Genomic DNA, 20,885 nt, shown 5'->3' on the forward strand with positions numbered 1-20,885 from the left:
AGAACCTATTGCAGTCTTTTTCAAAAAGAACTAATGCTGCTCAAAACCGGATGACCGGTTATTGAACTTACTTCGAAACCAATTTCGATGAAGGAACCGGCGAACCATTCCGGACTTCCTCGGTGGCCGTCGTCATGATCTGGTCTCCTTCTTTTACCTCACCGAAAACCTCCACCTGATCGCCTTCTTCCAGCCCTTTCTGAATGGGCACCCATTCTGCCTTTTGATTAATGACCTTCACAATAAAGACGCCAACCGATGAATTTATAATGGCGGTTTTAGGAACAATAAACGTAGTGTTTTTGGTCGGTAGCGGAATGGTTACTTCGGCAATCATGCCCGGCAGCAGTTTTCGGTCCGAATTAATCACATCGACTTCCGTCCGCTCCGACCGCAGCCGTTTGTCCAAAGCACCCGCCAGCCGTTTCACCTTGCCGGTAAATTTTTTATTCGGAAACGCTTTGACCGTAAAACTTACCTCATCATTCAGATCCACATAACCCGTATAGGCTTCCGGAACGGAAACCACCAAACGCAGCCTTTTTTGTTCGGTCAAAACAAAAAGCGGCAATTCTGAACCCTTGCCCGATGGCCCAATGTACGCACCTGTACTAACGTTCCGCAAGCTAATGATACCACTAAATGGCGCCCGTATTTCCAGGTATTTCCGCATATCGGCCACTTCCCGATACGCAGATTTGGCGGCTTCAAGCTGGGCGAAATCCGATTCTTTTTTCGCCAGCGTTTGCTCAATCATCGAAGCCGCCACGGTCCCGGGGGTTTTAGCCGCATCCACATAGCGGTCGTAATTTGCTTTGCTGGCAATATACAGCGCTTCCTGCGCTTTCAGTTTGGATTCGGCGGAGGCCAATTGGGCATTCAGTTCAGGGGCTTCAGCCAACGCCAGGAGTTGACCTTCCTGCACTTCCGAACCGACATCGGCGTGTATGGATTTCACAAAACCGCTGATTTTGGCGTACATATCCACATCCCGAAATGCCAGCAACTCGCCGGGAATCTGGAGGCTGGAGGATAATTTCCCCTTTTGAAGAGCAAATACCTCAACCGGTTCCGGTGCTTCTGCCGCAGCCACCTTTTCCTTTTCGGCCTTGCCTTCCGTCGAATGACAACCCGTCAACGAATTGGCCACCAAAAAACCGGTCAGGACCGTAAGCAATGGATACCCTAATCTATTAATTAACCGATTCATATACATCAGGAATATAATGTTTACTTTCTTTGTCTTCTGGGTCGAGTGAAACCGATTGCGTGGATGATTTGGCCTGCACCCAGGCAAATACCAGCGGTAAAATATGCAGAGCCGCAAAGGTGGACGCGATCAGCCCGCCAATAACCGCTCGTCCCAGTGGAGCGGTTTGCGATCCGCCTTCGCCAAAACCAAGTGCCATCGGGAGCATCCCCACCACCATTGCCACGCTGGTCATCAGGATGGGCCGCATCCGCAAAGAAGCCGATTCTTTGGCCGCCAGCAACGCATTATGGTTTTTCATCCGCAACTGTTCCGCATTGGTAACCAGCAACACCGCATTGGATATCGACACGCCCACGGACATGATCATGCCCATGTACGATTGCAGGTTCAGCGTCGAACCGGTCAACAGCAGCAACGCCAGGGAGCCTGCCAAAACGGCCGGAACCGTACACAACACGACCAGCGACACTTTAAATGACTGGAAGTTGGCCGCCAGCATCAGGAAAATAACAATGATAGCGGTTAACAGACCGGTTTGTAAACTGTCGAGTGTTTCCGTCAATACCTGCGTCAATCCCCGGGCTTCAATGAGCAATCCGCGCGGCAACTCTCCCAAATCGGCAATGGCTTTATTCACATCGGTCGTTGCCGTTCCCAAATCCATATCGTTCAAATTGGCCGTGACTGATAAAACCGGTACGGCACCGATGTTGTCATTTTCGCCGTACGTTTTATCTTTTTTAATCGTCGCCACATCGCTCAAAACCGGTCGATTCTGATTGGGCAAAACCGGTATTTCACCAATATCGTTAATGCTCGACATTTTATTCTCCGGAATCTGCACCTGAACGCTGTACATCTGAGCACTTTTCGGATCGATCCAGACGTTTTTTTCCGTAAACCGGGATGATGAAGTTGACGCTGTCAATGAGCGGGAAATAACCGAGACATCCGCGCCTAACTGGGCGGCTTTAACCCGGTCAATTTCAATATTTATTGCCGGATAATTAATGGCCTGACCAATCTGAATATCGCGTAAATAAGGGATTTCCTTCAGTTTGGCAATCACCTTATTGGCATACTCCTCATTCTGCGGTTTATTCTTCCCAATCACCTTTACTTCGATGGGTGTTGGTGATCCCTGACTCAGAATCTTATCGGTCAATTCAATCGGTTCGAAAGATAGTTTTATATCCGGTAACGCCTGTTTCATTTTCGCCCGATACTGATCTTTTAACTGATCAAGATTTACCTCATACTCATCATTTAAACTCACCTGAAGAACACCTTCCTGAGGTCCGGCCATAAAAAGATAAATCGGACTGGTCGAAAACTGCGAACCGTGCATTCCCACCATCGCGGAGGTAATTTCCACATTTTCTTTCCCCACCAATTGATGTAATACATCGATGGCTTTTAACATCGTGGTTTCGGTTTTTTCCAATCGGGTTCCATCCTGCGCACGCAACCGAACCTGAAACTGACCGGCATTTACGCGGGGTAAAACGTCACGTCCAATGATGGATAAGAAAAAGGCCGTGCTACCCAGCGCAATCACGAAATACCCGATTGTGATGGATCGTTTGTATGGAAGCGTCCAACCAATGAAGCGCACGAAATTAATCCGTAGCTGCTCAAACTGGCTGATTTTCCCGTCATTGTTCAAATCGGCCTGATGCGCCAGTTTCTGTTTCCCGCTCAGAATCCGGTCTTCCGCTGTCAACGCTGCGCCATTGGCAGCGGCAGTCCTTGCCCGCTTCGAATCCTTTTTCCCGGCTTTGCCATTGGTTTTAAAAACGTGATCTTTCATCAACCAGTTTGACAAAACCGGTACCAGTGTTTGCGCCATGACGTAGGAAGTAATCATGGAAAAGGCGATCGCTAACGATAAAGGAAAAAACAACGCACCCGGTATTCCTTTCATCGTAAAAGCCGGTGCAAAAACCGCCAGAATACAGAATAAAATCAGCAGCTTTGAAAACGCAATTTCTTTACACGCATCCCAGATTGCCAGCGCTTTGGGCTTTTTCATATCCATGTGCTGGTGAATATTCTCAATCGTTACCGTCGATTCATCCACCAGAATCCCAATCGCCAATGACAAACCGCTCAAGGTCATAATATTGATGGTCTGCCCGAATAAAGAAAGGAATAAAACCCCGGAAATAATACAGATCGGAATCGTGATAATAACGATCAATGCTCCACGCGGGTCGCCCAGAAAAAGCAACACCATTAAACCCGTTAGAATCGCGCCAATGACACCTTCCGTAACGAGACTTTCAACGGAATTGATCACGTAAACCGATTGATCAAACTCGTAGGATAATTTGACATCTTCCGGCAATAAAGACTGAAACCGGGGCAGCTCTTTTTTGAGGTTCTGAACCACTTCCCAGGTCGATGCATCGGCCGATTTAGTGATCGGTAAATACACGGACCGACGGCCATTGACCAATACATAACCCGACGTGATATCGGCCGCATCTTCCACTTTGGCAACATCTTTCAGGTAGATATTCTGAACGGAACCGGAGTAGATCGGAATATTTTCAAAATCCTTGACATTTTTGATCGTTGTGTTAGCCGGGGTGAAATAATTCAGGTCGCCAACGCGTACATTTCCGGCTGGTGTGGCCTGATTATTCACCCGTAAAGCCGCCACCAACTGATCAGGTGTCAGGTTATGGGACCGCAACAATGCCGGATCGGCTTTAATCACGATGGTCCGGGAGTTTCCACCAAAAGGTGCCGGAGCCACCAGACCCGGAATGGAACTAAAACCGGCCCGAACGTACACGTTGGCCATATCCTGCAATTCGTTGTTCGTTCGGGACGGACTGCTTAAAACGAGTTGACCAATTGGTAAGGTCGACGCATCGAACCGCAGAATGAACGGCGGCTGAGACCCGGGCGGAAAAATAGCCTGGGCCCGGTTGGTATACGAAGAAACTTCGGCCGCAGCCTGGGCCATGTTCGTACCTTCGTAAAATGACAATTTAATCAGCGTAAGCCCCTGAATATTACGCGTTTCAATACTTCTTACACCCGAAACGTATAAAAGTAAGTTGACGTACTGTTTGCCAAAGAACGATTCCATCTGGTTCGGGGTAAAACCGCCGTAAGGGTGCGAAATATAAATGACCGGCAAATCCAGATTGGGAAAAATGTCAATTTTGATCGTGCGAACGGCACCGACACCAAAATAAAATAATCCCGCGACCAACACCAGAACGGTGATGGGTTTGCGTAAGGCTGATCGGATTAAATCCATACTATGATGTCCTGTTTAATAAAATGGAATAGGAATTTCTGCACCTACCGGATTTGACCCGTAATCTTAGCTGCCCAATACCATGCTTTTTTGGGGTCACGGTCAGCGACGCTTTGCAGCAGGGCCGTGTGCATACTTTGTTTGCTGAGCAAGGTCTCCGTTGTAATAAATACTTCCATGAAGGATTTCTTCATTTTATCGGCAATGATTTTGTATAAATCGACCAGGACCTCGTTTTTAGAGGCCATAGCCAGCCGAATATGGAATTGAATATCGGCTTCGATGCAGGCTTCCGGGCGGTTTTGCAGGGCAGCCTGGTGTCGGTTTTGCAGATAAACCGTCATGAATTCGATGTCTTCCTGCGTCCGATTCAGGGCGGCTTTTTCGGCAATTTTCAGTTCAAGTAACTGCCTCACTTCGTTGACATCGTCGCCCTCGGCGCGTTGTAAGCTCTGGTGAAACGGTTCAACACTGTTTTGCTGGAGTTCGACGAAGGTGCCTAAACCTTGCTGCACCCGAATCAGACCTTTATTGGCCAAAATCCGGATGGCTTCCCGAACGGTCGACCGTCCGACGCCAAAATGCTGCATCAGTTCCGGCTCGGACGGCAGCTTTTCGCCAATCGCGTAATGGCCCGATGCGATTTGCTGCTGTAGTTTTTTCCCCACGGCATCGGCCAGGCTCTCGCGCTTGATTCGTAACGTATCTGTGGTCATCATATCATCTGATGAGTAAAAATAGGACGAAGTTTTTAAAAGCACAAGCCGGAAAACCGGTATGATTATTTTGCGAAACGAACGAATTTGAAAAGCAATTAAAAGTAAAAGAATAGTCCTACAATGGATCTACTCAACGAATTGAAAAGCCGGTCATCGGGCAGAATTTCACTAAAATCACACCCGTTTCACCCCAATTTTAATTATAAATTAACAGACGTTCGCACTTCCCACTGTTGCTTTTCTTAACGAAAAATATTCTTTTATTAAGTTAGCCTGTTGTGATTCCCGCGTTCGGCGGTGGGTGGTTTTATACCCAGTCTACCTGAGCGGATTCATTCTCACCGGAATATGTCGTTGAAGCGATGACGGTATTCTGGCGATGTTTTGATCCGGTCTTAAAATGAAAAATGTAGCTTACGACTGTTCCTTTTCGTATATTCAGCTTCTTTTGCGAAAAACCGGGGAATGCTTTTTCCTGGTGTAACCTCCGATCGGCTAAGTATCTATTTGTTGTCACTCTATGCCCACCATTGTTAACGAAAAGCTCCAGTTAGCCCACGATTTTATTCTGCATACCAACCGAAACGTCTTTCTGACGGGAAAAGCCGGAACGGGGAAAACCACTTTTCTGCACCAAATCAAGCAGTTGACTTCCAAGCGACTCGTAGTTGTCGCACCAACGGGCGTGGCCGCCATCAATGCCGGGGGAGTTACAATTCATTCGCTGTTTCAACTCCCGTTTGGCCCGTTGATTCCGGGCGCCACCAGCCGGGAATCGAAGAAATTCAACCGGGAGAAAATTAAGATACTCCGGACGCTGGACTTATTGATTATTGACGAAATCAGTATGGTTCGAGCCGACGTACTCGACGGCATCGATGAGGTACTGCGACGGTTTCGCCACCGTTCCGAACCGTTTGGTGGCGTACAATTGCTGTTGATTGGTGATATGCAGCAACTGCCACCAGTGATTCGCGACGACGACTGGACGTTTTTAAAGCCGTATTACGACACCGGTTATTTTTTCGGGAGTCTTGCGTTGCGGAAAACGCCTTATATTTCCATCGAGTTGCTCCACATTTACCGGCAATCTGACCTGCGGTTTGTTGAAATACTGAACAGCATTCGGGAAAAACGCGTAACTCGTCCTCAATTGGAGGAACTGAACCAGCGGTATATTTCCCAGTTTTCGCCGGACGAAAACGAAGGGTATATAACGCTCTCAACCCACAATAATTCAGCTCAACAGCTTAATAATCAAAAACTGCTGGCTCTGGATACCGAATCGCACACCTTTGAAGCCACCATCGAAGGCGAATTTCCGGTCCAGGCTTACCCCACCGAAGCACAACTGGAATTGAAAGTAGGGGCTCAGGTGATGTTCATCAAAAACGATATTTCGCGCGAAAAGCTCTTTTATAATGGCAAAATCGGTCAGATAACGGACATCGACGAGGACTGTATTTACGTCAAATGCCCACACGAAACCGATACGCTGGAGGTTACCCGGATGGAATGGCTCAACATTCGTTATTCACTGAATTCGGTCACAAATGAAATCAGGGAAGAACCCATCGGCAAGTTTAATCAATATCCCCTAAAACTAGCCTGGGCCATTACGATTCACAAAAGCCAGGGGTTGACTTTTGAACGGGCCATTATTGATGCGGCATCGGCATTTGCGCACGGTCAGGTTTACGTGGCCTTAAGTCGCTGCAAAACGCTGGAAGGTCTGGTGCTGCGGGCACCCATTCCGTCGCAAAGCATTAAAACCGAGCTGATTCTGGAAGAATTTCACGAGCAGGTTCAGTTGCAGGTACCGGACGAAGCGGAACTGAGGAATTCGAAGCAGCTTAATCAGGAAAATCTATTGGTGGAACTATTCTCGTTCGATCGCACGGATTATCTGGTGAACAAGTGCCTCCGGCTTTTTAATGAACACGCGGGTAGCCTGGACGTTGAAGTGCATACGGTTTTATCCCAGTTCAAAACGTTGTTCAGTGAGAAAGTCCGCAACATCACAATCCGGTTTCAGCGGCTGCTTCCATCCTATTTCCTTGAGAATCAGTTGCCCGAAGAAAATGAAGCTTTGCAGGAACGGGTTCAAAAAGCGGGAGCTTACTTTAATACCCTCATCACCAACGAATTACTCCCACTATTTTACACCTGCCCAACGGATTCGGATAATAAGCTCGTTCGGGAAGCCCTGCTCGAATCAATGGACGAACTGGAGAAAGAGTTGATGGTTAAACAGTATTGTTTTGAAAGCTGCCTGACCGGTTTTGAAGCCCTGGCATACCTGAAAGCGAGGAACGGCGCCGAACTGGTTTTTCAACCGAACCGGAAAAGCCGCGAAAACCGAAAAACCGCCCAATCCGAAGAAACCGGGGGAAAATCCGGCTCGTCGCTTTACAAAGCGCTAACCAAATGGCGGGATGACCTGGCCGGAGAAAACGACACCGCTGGTTACATGGTTTTGCCCCGAAAAACCATTCTCGAACTCGCCAAAACCCAGCCCTCCACGCTCGATGAATTATTGACCGTAAAAGGATTTGGAAAAACGAAGGTGAAGATGATTGGCGAGGACGTGCTCGCAATTATCCGAGCTTATAAATAGACGATGGACCGCTGACGTTAGACAATAGATGAAGTTTATGACTATAGTCGATGGTCAATCGTCAATTATCAAAGTCTTTACTCTCCCGGATGATACGTTTTTCCGACATGCTGGCGAATATCTTCGGGATAAAACCAAATATCTTTAAACTTTCCGGCGCTAAATAAGGCTCCCTGATCGTTGAAATGCGGTGATGCCGGGTTGCTGCTGTGCCCGCCATTCACCACGGTTTTTGCCTTCACGCGCTCGCCAAATTCCACGACGGCTACAAAACTATTACCGACACTTCCGTAGCGTTTTTTGGTTCCCGGATACGTTCGTGCGCCAAAAGCCGCCAGTGAACCCCAGGTAGAAGGCATAAAACCGACGGCAAAACTCGGCTTCGAGTCGTCAAATGTCTCACTTATTTTTCCGGTCAGTCGCTGAAACCGGTTGATTTCACCCCAGGCGGTTTTCCAGGTTCCAAAGTCACGCGTTAATTCGTCAACCACTTCGGTGAGCAACTTCACTTTCTCCTCCGGCGTCGTATTTTTAATCATAAAATCCGTAAAAGTCAGAAAATCAAACCGCTGGCCATTTGGCACCCGCTGCCGAGCCATTCGCAGGATTTTTTCTCCCCAAAAAACCGCCAGGGAAGTTGCCACCGAAGTCGCACCGTAACACGTGTTCCAGTTCCGAAGCGTGTCGATCGCTTCGGCTAATGTTTTCAATTGCCCTTCCGGCTTTTCAGCCTGGGTTTGGTAGGCCTGCACCAAAGATGGAATCAAGCCTTCAAAACCGGGCAGGTGTGGATCATTCGCGGCTGCAATCAAGGTGTCCAGCGTAAAATCAGTCTTTCGGCCCAACACACGAACCGCATTCACGCCCCGGAAATTTTCCTCATCGGGTGCCATATAGGTGGGATACTGGCTTTTTGCCGGACTATTGGACCCCGCAACGGTAAATGGCGTCGAATTACAATTCTGAAGCCAGCCATTGACCGGATTTTTTACCTGAACAATTTCATCAATAGCGTGCAGACCTTTCCAATCGGCCTCCGGATCGCTCCCGTCGACGGGCTGGCTCCAGTCAAATTTTGAATTTCGTTTCGGAACAAAATTGCCGTGCCAATACGCAATGGTACCATTCCGGTCAGCATAAACGGTGTTGTTAGTCGCGTTGCCGTTTAGTTTCATCACCTGTTTGTAACTCTCATAATCCTTCGCTTTCGTTCGGAGATACGATTGCGCCAACGCGTTCAACGGGTCATTCATCATGCTGATGGTAATCCACTGATCACCCAACTGGCCCGCTACCGGGCCGTGGTGTGTGCGGTAAATTGTAAATTCCTTCCGCTGCAACCCTTTGTCCGTTTTATACGGCAGTGACACTTTTTCGGTCTTTACCAGACGCCACTCATTTCCGTGTTTGTAGTAATACGCACCGTTTCGCTTCTCAACCGTTTCCACGTATTCGTCCATCGAATCGGCGTTACCGGAGGTGTGCATCCAGCCACAATTTTGATTAAAACCCTGATAAACAAAGAATTGCCCCCAGGTCACGGCACCGTAGGCATTCAAGCCCTTCTCACTCGTTACGTGAACCTCCGAGCGAAAATAAAACGACGTATGCGGATTGATCAGCAGCAGCGCATTTTTCGAAGCACTTTTGGACGGGGCAATGGCAAAACCGTTTGAACCCGTGGGTTCGCGATCGTATTTATCGAAATCATTAACAACCGAGGTCCATTGGGTGTTCGTATAAAACGCCTTCAACCGCTCGGTCGAAATCACGCTGATGTTTCCTCCAATGCTCCCTTCACTAAACATCAGGGGCATCCAGGGCTGAAACCGGGTCAACAGCCGGGGTTTAATGTGTGGATGGGAATAGAGGTAATAATTCGTCCCGTCGGCGAACGCATCCAGCAGGCTTTTCAGCCATTTCGGGCTTTTCCGATAAATCGCAATGGCCTGCGTTGTATCCATGAAGAGTCGGGCTCTCAGATCGTGGTACAAAGCCGTTTCGCCATTAACTTCCGCCATTCGGCCAATCGCATCAATGTAATTTTCCTCCACTCGCGCAAAATCGTCTTCGCATTGGGTATACAACAACCCGAAAACCACATCGGCATCGGTTTTCCCGCTTATATGCGGAATATCCCAGGTGTCGCGCGCGATCGTAACGGTTTTGGCCCGTTTTTGCCAGCGCGCGATTTCATCCGGTCGAAAAGTTTGCGGTTTTGCAGAAAGAGCAGAAAAAAGGAAAGTCAGCAGAAAAAGTGATCTCATCGAAATGGCTGTATGCGTTCTTCGGTAAGATAACGCAAAAGCCAAAACCGGGCAACTACCCGGCACCAGTTTCTTGCTTTTCCTCCGTATCGGGCAATAAAAAAAGCCAGACACTATTGTCCGGCTTTACCTGATATATCAAACCACTCCTGTGATTACAGATGGGCGGCCAGTTTCTGTTCCAGAACGGATTTGGCTACGGCGCCAATTACCTTATCGACCATTTTACCGTTTTTGAAAACCATCAAGGTCGGAATGCTGCGGATACCGAATTGAGCCGGAACCTGCGCGTTCATATCAACGTCCATTTTAGCGACAATCGCCTTGCCTTCGTATTCTCCTGCCAACTGTTCCACAGCCGGTCCGATCATTTTACAGGGTCCGCACCATTCGGCCCAAAAATCCACTAAAACCGGTTTATCGGAATTAATTACTTCCGCGAAGTTGGCGTCGGTTATTTCAATCGCTTTTGCCATGATTGTATCTCGATTTTTGTCTATTTTAACTCTTATGTACGTACAATGTTTTGACGGAGAAAAAAGTTCATCACTAATTCAATCGGTAGTCAACACCGTCCATGGCATCCAGCGCTTTCAGCAACTCGTTTACCGGCGAGATTTTGAACGGTCTGGATAGCATACTGACATTGACCCGATCTTCCTCATCCGTCACCTGCAGCACGAGGTTACACGAACCGGGATACGCTTTCACGAGGTCGGTCAACTTAAGGACAAACTCATTGTTAATCAGCTTTAATTCCATTTTCACATTGAGTTCCTTGCTGTATTTTGTCCGGACTTCCGTGAGCAATTGAATGAAATTCGGACGGAATTCAAAGGTATCTGAGTTCCAGCGGTTTTGCAGTTTTCCCTTGACATGCAGAAAGAGGCCCTCTTCGATGTAATTACCTAAACGCACAAAATCCTCCCCGAATAAACTCATTTCCACCGTACCGTTGTAATCCTCCAGTTTAAAAATCACAAACGGATTGCCGTTTTTCGACTGCCGGAGTTGCTTGCTTGTCACAATGCCGCCCACGGTTATTTCCCGGCCCTGATTCTCTTCATCAAATAACCGGTCCAGCGTACAGGTGCAGAAACTTTCCAGTTCAACCCGGAACTCGTCCAGCGGGTGACCGGAAATGTAGAAACCGACTACTTCTTTTTCGAATTTCAGCCGTTCAATTTCTCCCCAGTTCGGAACCTGCGGGGCTTTGGGCCGCGGAATACTCGGCTCTCCTCCCACTCCACCAAACAGGGATTGCTGCGCGGCCGACTTTTCGGCGTGGTAATTATTGGCGTATTTCGTCAGTTTTTCAATAAATGCACCCGTTTCGCCCGGCGGCACATCAAAATACTGCGCCCGGTGGAAGTCGTCGATGTTATCAAACGCGCCGGCATACGCCAAAGATTCAAGCGTTTTTTTGTTGACTGTTCGCAGGTTAATCCGGATTACAAAATCGAATACATCCTTAAACGGACCGCCTTTTTTGCGTTCCTCGATAATGGATTCCACGGCGGCATCGCCGGTGCCTTTGATAGCGCCCAATCCAAAGCGAATTTCCCCTTTCTGGTTGACCCCAAAAAACCGCTCCGATTCGTTGACATCGGGACCTAAAACCGGAATTCCGATGGCTTTACACTCTTCCATGAAGAACGTAATCTTTTCGATGTTACCCAAACAGCTCGTCAAAACCGCAGCCATGTATTCGGCTTTGTAGTGCGTTTTCAGATAGGCCGTCTGGTAGGCCACAAAAGCGTAACAGGTCGAGTGGGATTTATTGAATGCGTAGGAAGCAAAGGCTTCCCAGTCGGTCCAGACTTTCTCGCAAGTCTTAAGATTCAATTTGTTAGCCGCGCAGCCGTCCATGAATTTGCCCTTCATTTTATCAAGCGTCGCACGGTCTTTTTTCCCCATTGCCTTCCGCAGGACGTCAGCATCTCCTTTTGTAAAATTGCCGAGTTTCTGGGAAAGCAGCATCAACTGTTCCTGGTAAACCGTAATACCGTAGGTATCGGCCAGGTACTCTTCCATTTCCGGCAAATCATACTTTACTTCCTCGCGTCCATGTTTCCGGTTAATGAAATTCGGGATATAGGCAATTGGACCCGGACGGTACAGGGCATTCATGGCAATCAGGTCCTCAAACCGGTCGGGCTTAAGGTCCTTCATGTACTTTTTCATCCCGTCGGATTCGAACTGGAAGATGGCGTTGGTTTCGCCCCGCTGGAAAGTCCGGTAGGTATCTTCGTCATCGAGCGGAATATCGTCAATGTCGGTTTCGACCCCATTGACTAACAAACCACCGTGGTTTTGCTTGATCAGCCGCAGGCTTTCCTTGATGATGGTCAGGTTTCGCAACCCCAGAAAGTCCATCTTGATAACCCCCGCATCCTCAATGACTTTCCCTTCGTACTGCGTAATGATCAAATCCGATTCTTTCGAAGTCGAAACCGGAACGATGTTTGAAAGGTCTTCGGGTGCAATGATGATCCCGGCTGCGTGAATCCCGGTGTTCCGAATGTTGCCTTCCAGTTTACGGGCTTGCTTCAATACCTTGGCTTGCAGATCGTTACCACCTTCAATTGCCCGCATTCGCTTAACATTCTCAACCTCCTCCGGCTGGATCATCTGGCCGAGCGATTCGATGGAGTCCTCAAAAATTTTCCGGAGGGTCATGTTATACGTCGGCTTGTCGGGTACGAGTTTCGCCAGCGCATTGGATTCGGGCAGTGGCAACTCCATGACCCGGGCAACATCCTTAATGGCCGATTTGGCCGCCATCGTGCCGTACGTCACGATCTGGGCCACCTGCTGTTTGCCGTATTTTTTCACCACGTAATCGATCACTTTCTGCCGACCTTCGTCGTCAAAATCCGTATCAATATCGGGCATGGACTTCCGGTCAGGATTCAAAAACCGCTCGAACAGGAGGTTGTATTTGATCGGATCGATGTTCGTAATGCCAATGCAATAGGCCACCGCCGAACCAGCCGCCGAGCCCCGGCCGGGCCCCACCATCACGCCCAGATCACGCCCGGCTTTGATGAAATCCGATACGATGAGAAAGTACCCCGCAAACCCCATTTGCCGAATCACCCCGAGCTCAAAGCGTAAACGTTCGTCGGCTTCGGGCGTTAAAACGCGGTACCGTTGCCGCGCCCCTTCGAAGGTCAGAAATTCGAGGTAATCGTCCTGGGAGGCAAACCCGTCGGGAATGACGAAGTTCGGCAGCAAAATGTCACGCTTCAGTTTCAGTGTTTCAACCTTATCGACGATCTCGTTGGTATTGTCAATCGCTTCCGGTAAATCGCGGAACAGCGTTGACATTTCCTGGGTATTCTTAAAGTAAAACTGGTCACTAAAAAACGCAAACCGGGTGCCTTTCTTGAAGCCTTCCTCGTCATTAAATTCCTTTTCGGAGGGCGTACTCAGTTTTTCGTTCGTGTTGACACACAGCAGAATATCATGCGCCACCCAATCTTCCCGGTCTACATAATGCGAATCGTTGGAGGCAATGATTTTGACGTTGTATTTGCGGGCAAACTTCACCAACACTTCGTTGACCTTGATCTGATCGGGAATCTCATGGCGTTGCAGTTCGACGTAATAATCCTCGCCAAACCGATCGAGCCACCACTGAAACTCCTTTTCGCCCGCTTCTTCGCCTTTTTTCAGGATGGTTTTCGGAACCGAAGCGCCAATGCAACACGTCGACGCAATCAGGCCTTCTTTATATTGATCGATCAGGGCTTTGGTGATCCGGGGATACTTCCCGTACAGACCTTCCATGTACCCCAGCGAGCAAAGCTTGATCAGGTTTTTATAGCCCGTCGGATTTTTCGCCAACAGCAATTGGTGGTATCGAATGTCCTTTTGTTCCTTGGTAAATTGCTTTTTGGTGTGGTCCTCTACGACGTAAAATTCGCAACCGACCACCGGTTTTATGCCCTGTTTGGCCGCTTCGGCTACAAACTCAAACACACCGAACATGTTACCATGGTCCGTAATGGCGACGGCGGGCATATTGTCCGATTTGGCTTTCTTGATCAGCTTCTTGATCTCGGCCTGTCCGTCAAGCAGCGAGTATTGGGTGTGGCAATGGAGGTGGGAAAATTGCATCCTGCTGGTTTTTCAGAAAATTACTAAGCTAAAAATAAGACTTTCAGACGAGCTTATTCGGATTTAGCGGTAGAATATTTACGTCAATCTGATTGTCAGCGGCTTAGAAAATAGAGCTTAAATTCATTCAATTCCTGTTCTTTCAATTCAATATATTTTCCGAACAACTTCTCACCAACTTGCTTTTTCAGGGCCGATATCCCGACGTCGATCAGCTGTTACCCGTTATCCGTCAGCAGAATATTATCCTGTTTTTCTCCGCTTCCGAACCAAATATCCGACCGGGTATCGCCCGGAAGAAACTTGGCGCGCTCGGTTTCTGATAAAGTCACAACGAAGTTGATCGCGCCCTGCGGGGCGTTGGTTGGGCTACCGTTTCTGCACCCTATTCCTTGATACGGTGGACACATACATGGCTCTGATTGCATTAATTCAACATGCGCGAAACCGGGATGTGCAGGATTCAGAGGACGATGGCGGACGGCGCTTTTAAAACAGCCAATTGGGCTGTCTGTAGCCAATGATCGCCAATTTGCTGGCAGATTATGTGTTGGTGATAATCAAATCAATTGACAGGCAACGCCTTGATGGGTATTGTTTCCATCTTTAAACGATCATACCAAAGAAATTTGTCAACGAGTTCTTCGAAATACCTCCCGATTCAATTCCTTCCCTTCTTCGCGTTCACCCAATCCTGCTGAAAAGTAATCATAATAGACTCATAATCAGACACTGGATAGTTGACCAGCATGTTTTTAGCTTCCCGACTCATGGGCAGGTAAACCAGTCCCCGAACCGACTGGCCGGGTTGGAGAGTGGTCGGTTTCAGGGATAGTTCTTTCCAGCGATAGGCCTCATAATCATACCGCTGCATCCGATCGGCGAACAAACCATGGTCGATCATGCGTTTGGCCTGAATGGCGGAATAAATGTTATTGTGCGTAATGCGGTTTTGAACCCAACGCTCGGGCCGTTGATTGCTCCGTGACGAAGAGGAGGCCACATCGCTGGCGACGGCGGCCACCAGCAAAACCGTGTTAATAACTTTGGCCCGCTTAATTCGCTTTACTTCCCGTTCCTGATTGTAACCCGTTTGATCGGCCTCCCGGATTGGATCTGCCGCCGAAAACATCAGCGGTTTCTGGGGAGAACTGTTGGTGATAAAAACCGTATGCTGGTCTTTATCCAGCGCCGTGTATTGAAAATCCGCCGGATTGACATCAAACGGGTGATCGGTTTTGTTTTTTACCTCAATATCCAGTGCCACATATTGCAAATCCAGGCGCTCGAACGAAGCCACCACCACAATTCCGTCCTGCTCCGCTTTCGTTATCGACCGGCCATCGATCTGAGCTACCTCGCCGGAAACCGGTTTGAGTTGATAAACTTTGGTCGCACAACCACCTAAACCGGTCAGTGCCGCAACGCAAACCCACAAAGTCAGTATATTTTTTCCCGATTTCATACCATCATTTGTTTGATTATTCGAAGATACTTTTCTCTTTAACCAAAATCAACTATTTAGTGAGGAACGAGCTGGATGCAGTATAAGCGACTAATTGAACAAGCTTTGCACGGCCAGCCATACATTCCAGCCCCCAAAAATCAGCGAAACCACGACCACCAGCAACATCGCCAGATTTTGCGACAGTGAATTTCGAAAACCGTCCGGAATTAGTTTGCGATCATTAACTGCCAGAAACAGAAAAATGGTGACGACGGGCAGTAAAATACCGTTGATGGCCTGAACAATTACAATGATTTTCACCGGGTTATAATCAGATAAACCGAACGCCAGTCCAACGGCCAACACGCCAATCCAAACCAGGCGATAGGTCCACGAACGCTCGGACCATCCCAGCAAACTTTTTCCGGTGATGGCAGCCGCCAGCGGAGCCGTCAGCGAAGACGCAAACCCGGCTGCAAACAAGCCAAACGCAAACAGCAAACCGCCCCAGGCACCCACCCGCTCGCTGAGCACAGCCGCCATGTTGGGATACGTAAAACCACCCGTAATGAGCAAACCCGCGATCAGCAGCACCACCGAGATGAAGCCCCCCAGCAAAACCGCAATCCAGACGCCTAATCGCATTTCGGAAAGGGTTTGTCCCTGCGTAATGCCTGATCCAAAAAACAGGTTATACGGTACAATCGTGGTGCCAATCAGGCTGTTAATGAGCAGCAAGGACCCCGCCGGGTAGGAAGGAACAACCAGCGCTTTCGCCACCTCGATGGCCGGAGGAGATGCACCAAAGGCCACGTAAACAAATGCGCCACCCATGGCGAACACAATGATTCCCAAAAAGTTAGCAATCCACTGGGTCGATCCAATGGCCAGCAAAATGATGCAAACGGCTCCCACGCCAATGGTCAGCCAGCGCGCTGACCAGCCCGTCAGCAGGGACAAACCCGAAACCGCTCCCAGAATGTTACCAGCCTGGTATGCAGCGCAACCAAATGTTACTGCGAAAAACAGCAGATACGGAACGGTTTTGCCTCGTTTCTGATTTGCCAGGGCAATGGTTTGCCCTAAATCCCGGCCAGTGGCGATGGTGATGCGGGAGGCAGCTTCCTGGAGCCAGACCGTCCCGAAGGTCGCGAAAGTGAGCACCCAGAGCAATTGCAGACCAAACTGCGCGCCCGCCATGGCACAGGCCGTAACGGAACCAGGGCCGATGAAAGCCGCCGAAATAACGGACCAGAACAAAATACTGCCAAGTCCGGAACGAATGGAAAGTGATTTGGGCACGGAGTAAGAGTTAAGAGATTTATAAGATAGGAACACGGATTGAACGGATGCAACGGATTTTAACTGATTTTATCCGTTGCATCCGTTCAATCCGTGTTCCCATCAGCACGATTCATTCGCAACAGGTTTTCCAAAACCACCCCCGCCCGGCGTTTCGATTCGGATTCGTTCCCCGGCCTGCATGACCCGGGTAAAAATTCCGGGCAAGGTAGTTTCGGAACCATCGACGGCCAGCAGCGTTTGTTGACCAATTTGTCCAGGTTCACCGCCTTCCAAGCCATACGGAGCTTCGATCCGGTGTTGACTGAGTAATGTAGCCTGAACGGGTTCCAGAAATTCGATTTCCCGCACAATGCCGTCGCCACCCGGCCACTTTCCGGTCCCGCCCGAACCAGTCCGAATCGCAAACTGGTGGAGACGAACCGGATAACGACACTCCAGTTCCTCAGGATCAGTGAGTTTTGTATTGGTCATGTGCTGGTGCACCGCCGACCGACCGGCAAAACCGGGTCCGGCACCCACGCCACCACCAATGGTTTCGTAATAGCCAAACGCCCGATCGGCTTCTCCCGACCTTCCGAACAAAAAATTATTCATCGTTCCCTGACTGCCAGCCGCTAACCCCAGTGCCTTCAACAACGTATCGACCAGCCGCTGACTTACTTCCGTATTACCGCCCACCACCGCCGGGCATTCGGCCGGATCGTCCGAAAAAACCGGGTTCAGAAAACATTCCGGCAACACAATGGAAACCGGAGCCATCAGTCCTTCATTCAGTGGAATATCCTGATCACACCAAAGCCGCAAAACGTACAAAACCGCACTATATAGAATCGACAGATTGGCGTTCAAATTGTAGGGATGAACGGGCGACGTACCTGTAAAATCGAACGTAATTTCCTGATTTTCAATGGAAATTGTAACACAAATCCGGTGCCCATCATCCAGCGACTCCTGAGCCGAAAACGTTTTTCCATTCGATTGATGTAAAACCGGTTTTAAGGAGTTGGTAGCAGCTTGTTTCAACCGCTGCATGTAGTGCCGAACTGTTGGCAAGCCATACTGCCGAACCAGTTCCTGCAAGGCGGTTTCGCCCGACCGAAGCGATGCCAGTGCAGCCTCAATATCGGCCCGGTTTTCGGCCAGCGCGCGGGTTGGGTAAGCCGTTTCTACAAAGCGTTTTTGTACTTCCTCCCACAAAAAAATGCCATTTTTGACCAGATACTGCGGTTCCAGCACCACGCCTTCTTCAACGAGCCGCGTAGCATCGGGCGGCATCGAACCCGGAACTTTGCCACCAATTTCGGCGTGATGGGCGCGGTTCACCACGTACCCAATGCGTTCGCCCGAGTTGGTAAAAACGCCGGAAATCAGCGTTACATCGGGCAAATGCGAACCGCCGTATTTAGGATGGTTCGTGATCACAACGTCGCCCGGCCCAATCGCTATTTTTGCCAGTACCAGGCGGGTACAAATTCCCAGACTTCCTAAATGCACCGGAATATGCGGGGCATTGACCAGCAGTTCGGCATTTTCGTCGAGCAAGGCACAGGAAAAGTCCAGTCGTTCCTTGACGTTCACGGAAAAAGCCGTTCGCTGCAATTGCGCACCCATTTCTTCCGCAATGGCCACAAACCGCCGGGCAAACAGCTCCGTTTGAGCGGCTTCCAACCGGGGCTCGTCGGCGGTTTGTGGTTCACCGATAAACCGGGCAACGGCATTGCGACCCTTGTCAATCATCATTTGCCAACCCGTTTCCAGAAAACCGGAGGACGTTTTATTCAGTACCAAAGCCGGCCCTTCCAGCGAATCACCTTCAGACAACTTTTCCCATTCATAAACCGGAATTTGTCCCGCAAAAAAAGAAGGTTTGGCTTTATCCACCGTTTCGATTGCGGCAATGCCGGCTTGGTTTACGGTATGGTTGTTGACCAGTACGCGAATACTCTCCACCTCAATCGTTCGGTTGGCCGGATAATGACCGTAAAGTTGTAGATACCGGTCCCGGAAGCGAACCTCCACCTCCTGCGCGACGTAAGGAATTTCAATCGTGCTTTCCTGTCCCTGCAACCGCGTGAATAACAGCACATTTTGCACATTTACAGGCGCAATCTCACCAATATCCAGCCGCAATTCGGCTGTTGCTTTAGCGATCAGTTCATCGATCCACGTGCTCAGATCAGTTTCAATATCGGCTAATGGTTTCAGAACCTGTAGCGAAGCAATCCGTTCTACGCGGGCCTGTCCGATGCCATAGGCACTCAGCAAACCGCCATCGAATGGGAAAATAAGGGTTTGTATACCCAACAACTTCGCCACTGCACAGCCGTGAAGTCCACCGGCACCGCCAAAAACCAGCAAGGCATACTCTTTCGGATCAAAACCACGCGCAACCGAGATTTTGCGGATCGCTCCGGACATTGTTTCGTTGGCAATTCGCTCAAATCCCAACAGTAAATCGTCCTCTTCAAGCTTTTGTCCCGTCTGGCGTTCGACCTGTTGATGAACTAATTGCAATGCTGCCGTTGCCTTTTCCAGGCTGACCGGAATCCCGAATAGGGCCGGATGCAATCGGCCCAGTAACAGATTGACGTCGGTGATGGTCAGCGGTCCTCCAGCGCCGTAACAGGCTGGGCCGGGCGAAGCACCGGCACTTTGGGGCCCCACCCGGAGCTGCTGACCGTCGAACCAGCACACCGAACCGCCACCGGCCGCCACGGTTTCCACCGCCAGCGATGGCGATTGCAATTCGAACGACCCTACTCTCGTTTTGAATTGATAATCAACCCGTTGATCGAACCGGGCGACGTCCGTGCTGGTCCCGCCCATATCGAGGGTAAGTGTGCGGTTAACGCCCAGAACACGAGCCACCTGCCCCGCTCCAATGACCCCGCCCGCCGGACCGCTCAACAAACTGTCTTTGGGCCGAAACAATTCAGCTTTCACCAAACCGCCCCCGCTGGTCATTACCCGAACAGGATTGCCGCCCAGTTGATGGGTCAGATTGTCCAGATAGGTTCGCAAAACCGGTGTCAGGTACGCATCCACCAGGGCGGTTTGCGTACGGGGCAAATAGTGAATAGCTGACGAAATTTCACTGGAAACCGTCACCGGAAAACCGGCCCTTCGAACCGCTTCAGCCACTTGTTGTTCGTGCGCCGGATTTTGGTACGAATTCAACAGCGAGATGGCGATAACAGCCGGTTTCGTCGCCTGAATCTGTCCCAGAAGATCGCCAATAGTCGGGGCCGAAATGGACTTAACCGCCTGGCCGTCGGCTCCCATTCGCTCGTCGAGTTCCCAAACTGTATCGTAAACAATTTCGGCGGGAGGAATATTTAACTGGAATAAATGAGGGCGCTGCTGGGTTCCAATTTTGAGTAAATCTTTAAAACCGCGGGTAACAATTAGCGCTACCCGGCCACCTTTTTGTTCCAGAAGGGCATTTGTTCCTTTTGTTGTTCCCAGACGTAATTCCAGCAGTGGAAACGGCTTATCTAACGGTGTTAATGTCAGTAATCGCGTGGCTAAAACCGGGGCTTCTTCGTTCGTAAATAACTCAACGGTTACTTTACTTTCAACCTTTATCTCCCTATCCAACAACAACTTGCCCGATTTTTCTAAGCTTAAAATCGTTGCTATTTCGCCCGTTTCAAGAATTCGTACCTGATAACCGTTAAAAATCGGATCGGCAAGCCATTGTGCGTCGAGCTTAAGCCCATTATCAGACCATACTAAACCCCGAATACTGCTATTACTGAGCACTTTGGCCCGGTGAATATTTCCTTCTGGATCGGTTGCCATTCCATCCGTAAATGTTCCGCCAGTATCAATCCAGATTTGCCACATCCTGTATCCCTGGACCAGCGGTTGGCCCCATTGAGTCCGTGTTTTGTTATGTATTTTTTGCTTTGAACCAACACG

At 49.4% G+C, this 20,885-nt stretch carries 10 protein-coding genes; 1 reads left to right on the forward strand and 9 read right to left on the reverse strand.

Going from position 1 to position 20,885, the window contains the following annotated elements:
- Positions 1–67: 67 nt before the first annotated feature.
- Genes EHT25_RS04365 through EHT25_RS04375 form a run of 3 tightly spaced genes read right to left on the reverse strand, consistent with a single transcriptional unit; the run spans position 68 to position 5,206 of the window.
- On the reverse strand, positions 68–1,210 hold the full coding sequence (locus EHT25_RS04365) for an efflux RND transporter periplasmic adaptor subunit (RefSeq protein WP_124871184.1): 1,143 nt from the start codon (positions 1,208–1,210) through the stop codon (positions 68–70).
- Positions 1,194–4,487 carry an efflux RND transporter permease subunit gene (locus EHT25_RS04370; protein WP_124871187.1) on the reverse strand — a complete coding sequence of 1,098 codons (3,294 nt, stop codon included), beginning with the start codon at positions 4,485–4,487 and terminating at the stop codon, positions 1,194–1,196. Before EHT25_RS04370 ends, EHT25_RS04365 begins: the two co-directional genes overlap by 17 nt.
- Positions 4,488–4,531: 44 nt before the next feature.
- The gene (locus EHT25_RS04375) at positions 4,532–5,206 is read right to left on the reverse strand and encodes a FadR/GntR family transcriptional regulator (protein ID WP_221622239.1); all 675 of its coding nucleotides are present in this window, start codon (positions 5,204–5,206) and stop codon (positions 4,532–4,534) included.
- Between the two features lie 520 nt (positions 5,207–5,726).
- On the opposite strand from EHT25_RS04375, the gene EHT25_RS04380 reads away from it, so the two are divergent.
- The gene (locus tag EHT25_RS04380; protein ID WP_124871190.1) at positions 5,727–7,823 is read left to right on the forward strand and encodes an HRDC domain-containing protein; all 2,097 of its coding nucleotides are present in this window, start codon (positions 5,727–5,729) and stop codon (positions 7,821–7,823) included.
- A 77-nt stretch (positions 7,824–7,900) separates the two neighbouring features.
- Here the strand turns inward: EHT25_RS04380 and EHT25_RS04385 are convergent, their stop codons facing one another.
- The 6 genes from EHT25_RS04385 to EHT25_RS04410 form a co-directional block, all read right to left on the reverse strand.
- Positions 7,901–10,090 (reverse strand): penicillin acylase family protein, encoded by a 2,190-nt coding sequence (locus tag EHT25_RS04385; RefSeq protein WP_124871193.1) that lies wholly within the window; start codon positions 10,088–10,090, stop codon positions 7,901–7,903.
- A gap of 155 nt (positions 10,091–10,245) precedes the next feature.
- Positions 10,246–10,566 carry a thioredoxin gene (gene trxA, locus EHT25_RS04390; RefSeq protein WP_124871196.1) on the reverse strand — a complete coding sequence of 107 codons (321 nt, stop codon included), beginning with the start codon at positions 10,564–10,566 and terminating at the stop codon, positions 10,246–10,248.
- 73 nt (positions 10,567–10,639) lie between these two features.
- Positions 10,640–14,212 (reverse strand): DNA polymerase III subunit alpha, encoded by a 3,573-nt coding sequence (gene dnaE, locus EHT25_RS04395; RefSeq protein ID WP_124871198.1) that lies wholly within the window; start codon positions 14,210–14,212, stop codon positions 10,640–10,642.
- Positions 14,213–14,873: 661 nt separating this feature from the next.
- Positions 14,874–15,677, reverse strand: coding sequence for a hypothetical protein (locus EHT25_RS04400; protein ID WP_124871200.1), 804 nt, complete (start codon positions 15,675–15,677; stop codon positions 14,874–14,876).
- Between the two features lie 90 nt (positions 15,678–15,767).
- Positions 15,768–16,961: an NRAMP family divalent metal transporter gene (locus EHT25_RS04405; RefSeq protein WP_229311432.1), complete on the reverse strand. Its 1,194-nt coding sequence runs from the start codon at positions 16,959–16,961 to the stop codon at positions 15,768–15,770.
- Between the two features lie 102 nt (positions 16,962–17,063).
- Entirely contained in the window at positions 17,064–20,810 is a 3,747-nt protein-coding gene (locus tag EHT25_RS04410; protein WP_124871203.1) for a hydantoinase B/oxoprolinase family protein, read from the reverse strand.
- Positions 20,811–20,885 lie beyond the last annotated feature (75 nt).

Origin of the sequence: Larkinella rosea (assembly GCF_003858635.1) — a bacterium.
Classification (GTDB): Bacteria; Bacteroidota; Bacteroidia; order Cytophagales; family Spirosomataceae; genus Larkinella; species Larkinella rosea.

Excerpts from the sequence above, each read along its gene's own strand:
- trxA (WP_124871196.1), bottom strand. The coding sequence starts at position 10,566 with ATGGCAAAAGCGATTGAAATAACCGACGCCAACTTCGCGGAAGTAATT.
- EHT25_RS04380 (WP_124871190.1), top strand. The coding sequence starts at position 5,727 with ATGCCCACCATTGTTAACGAAAAGCTCCAGTTAGCCCACGATTTTATT.
- EHT25_RS04365 (WP_124871184.1), bottom strand. The coding sequence starts at position 1,210 with ATGAATCGGTTAATTAATAGATTAGGGTATCCATTGCTTACGGTCCTG.
- EHT25_RS04410 (WP_124871203.1), bottom strand. The coding sequence starts at position 20,810 with ATGTGGCAAATCTGGATTGATACTGGCGGAACATTTACGGATGGAATG.
- EHT25_RS04370 (WP_124871187.1), bottom strand. The coding sequence starts at position 4,487 with ATGGATTTAATCCGATCAGCCTTACGCAAACCCATCACCGTTCTGGTG.
- EHT25_RS04400 (WP_124871200.1), bottom strand. The coding sequence starts at position 15,677 with ATGAAATCGGGAAAAAATATACTGACTTTGTGGGTTTGCGTTGCGGCA.
- EHT25_RS04385 (WP_124871193.1), bottom strand. The coding sequence starts at position 10,090 with ATGAGATCACTTTTTCTGCTGACTTTCCTTTTTTCTGCTCTTTCTGCA.
- dnaE (WP_124871198.1), bottom strand. The coding sequence starts at position 14,212 with ATGCAATTTTCCCACCTCCATTGCCACACCCAATACTCGCTGCTTGAC.
- EHT25_RS04375 (WP_221622239.1), bottom strand. The coding sequence starts at position 5,206 with ATGATGACCACAGATACGTTACGAATCAAGCGCGAGAGCCTGGCCGAT.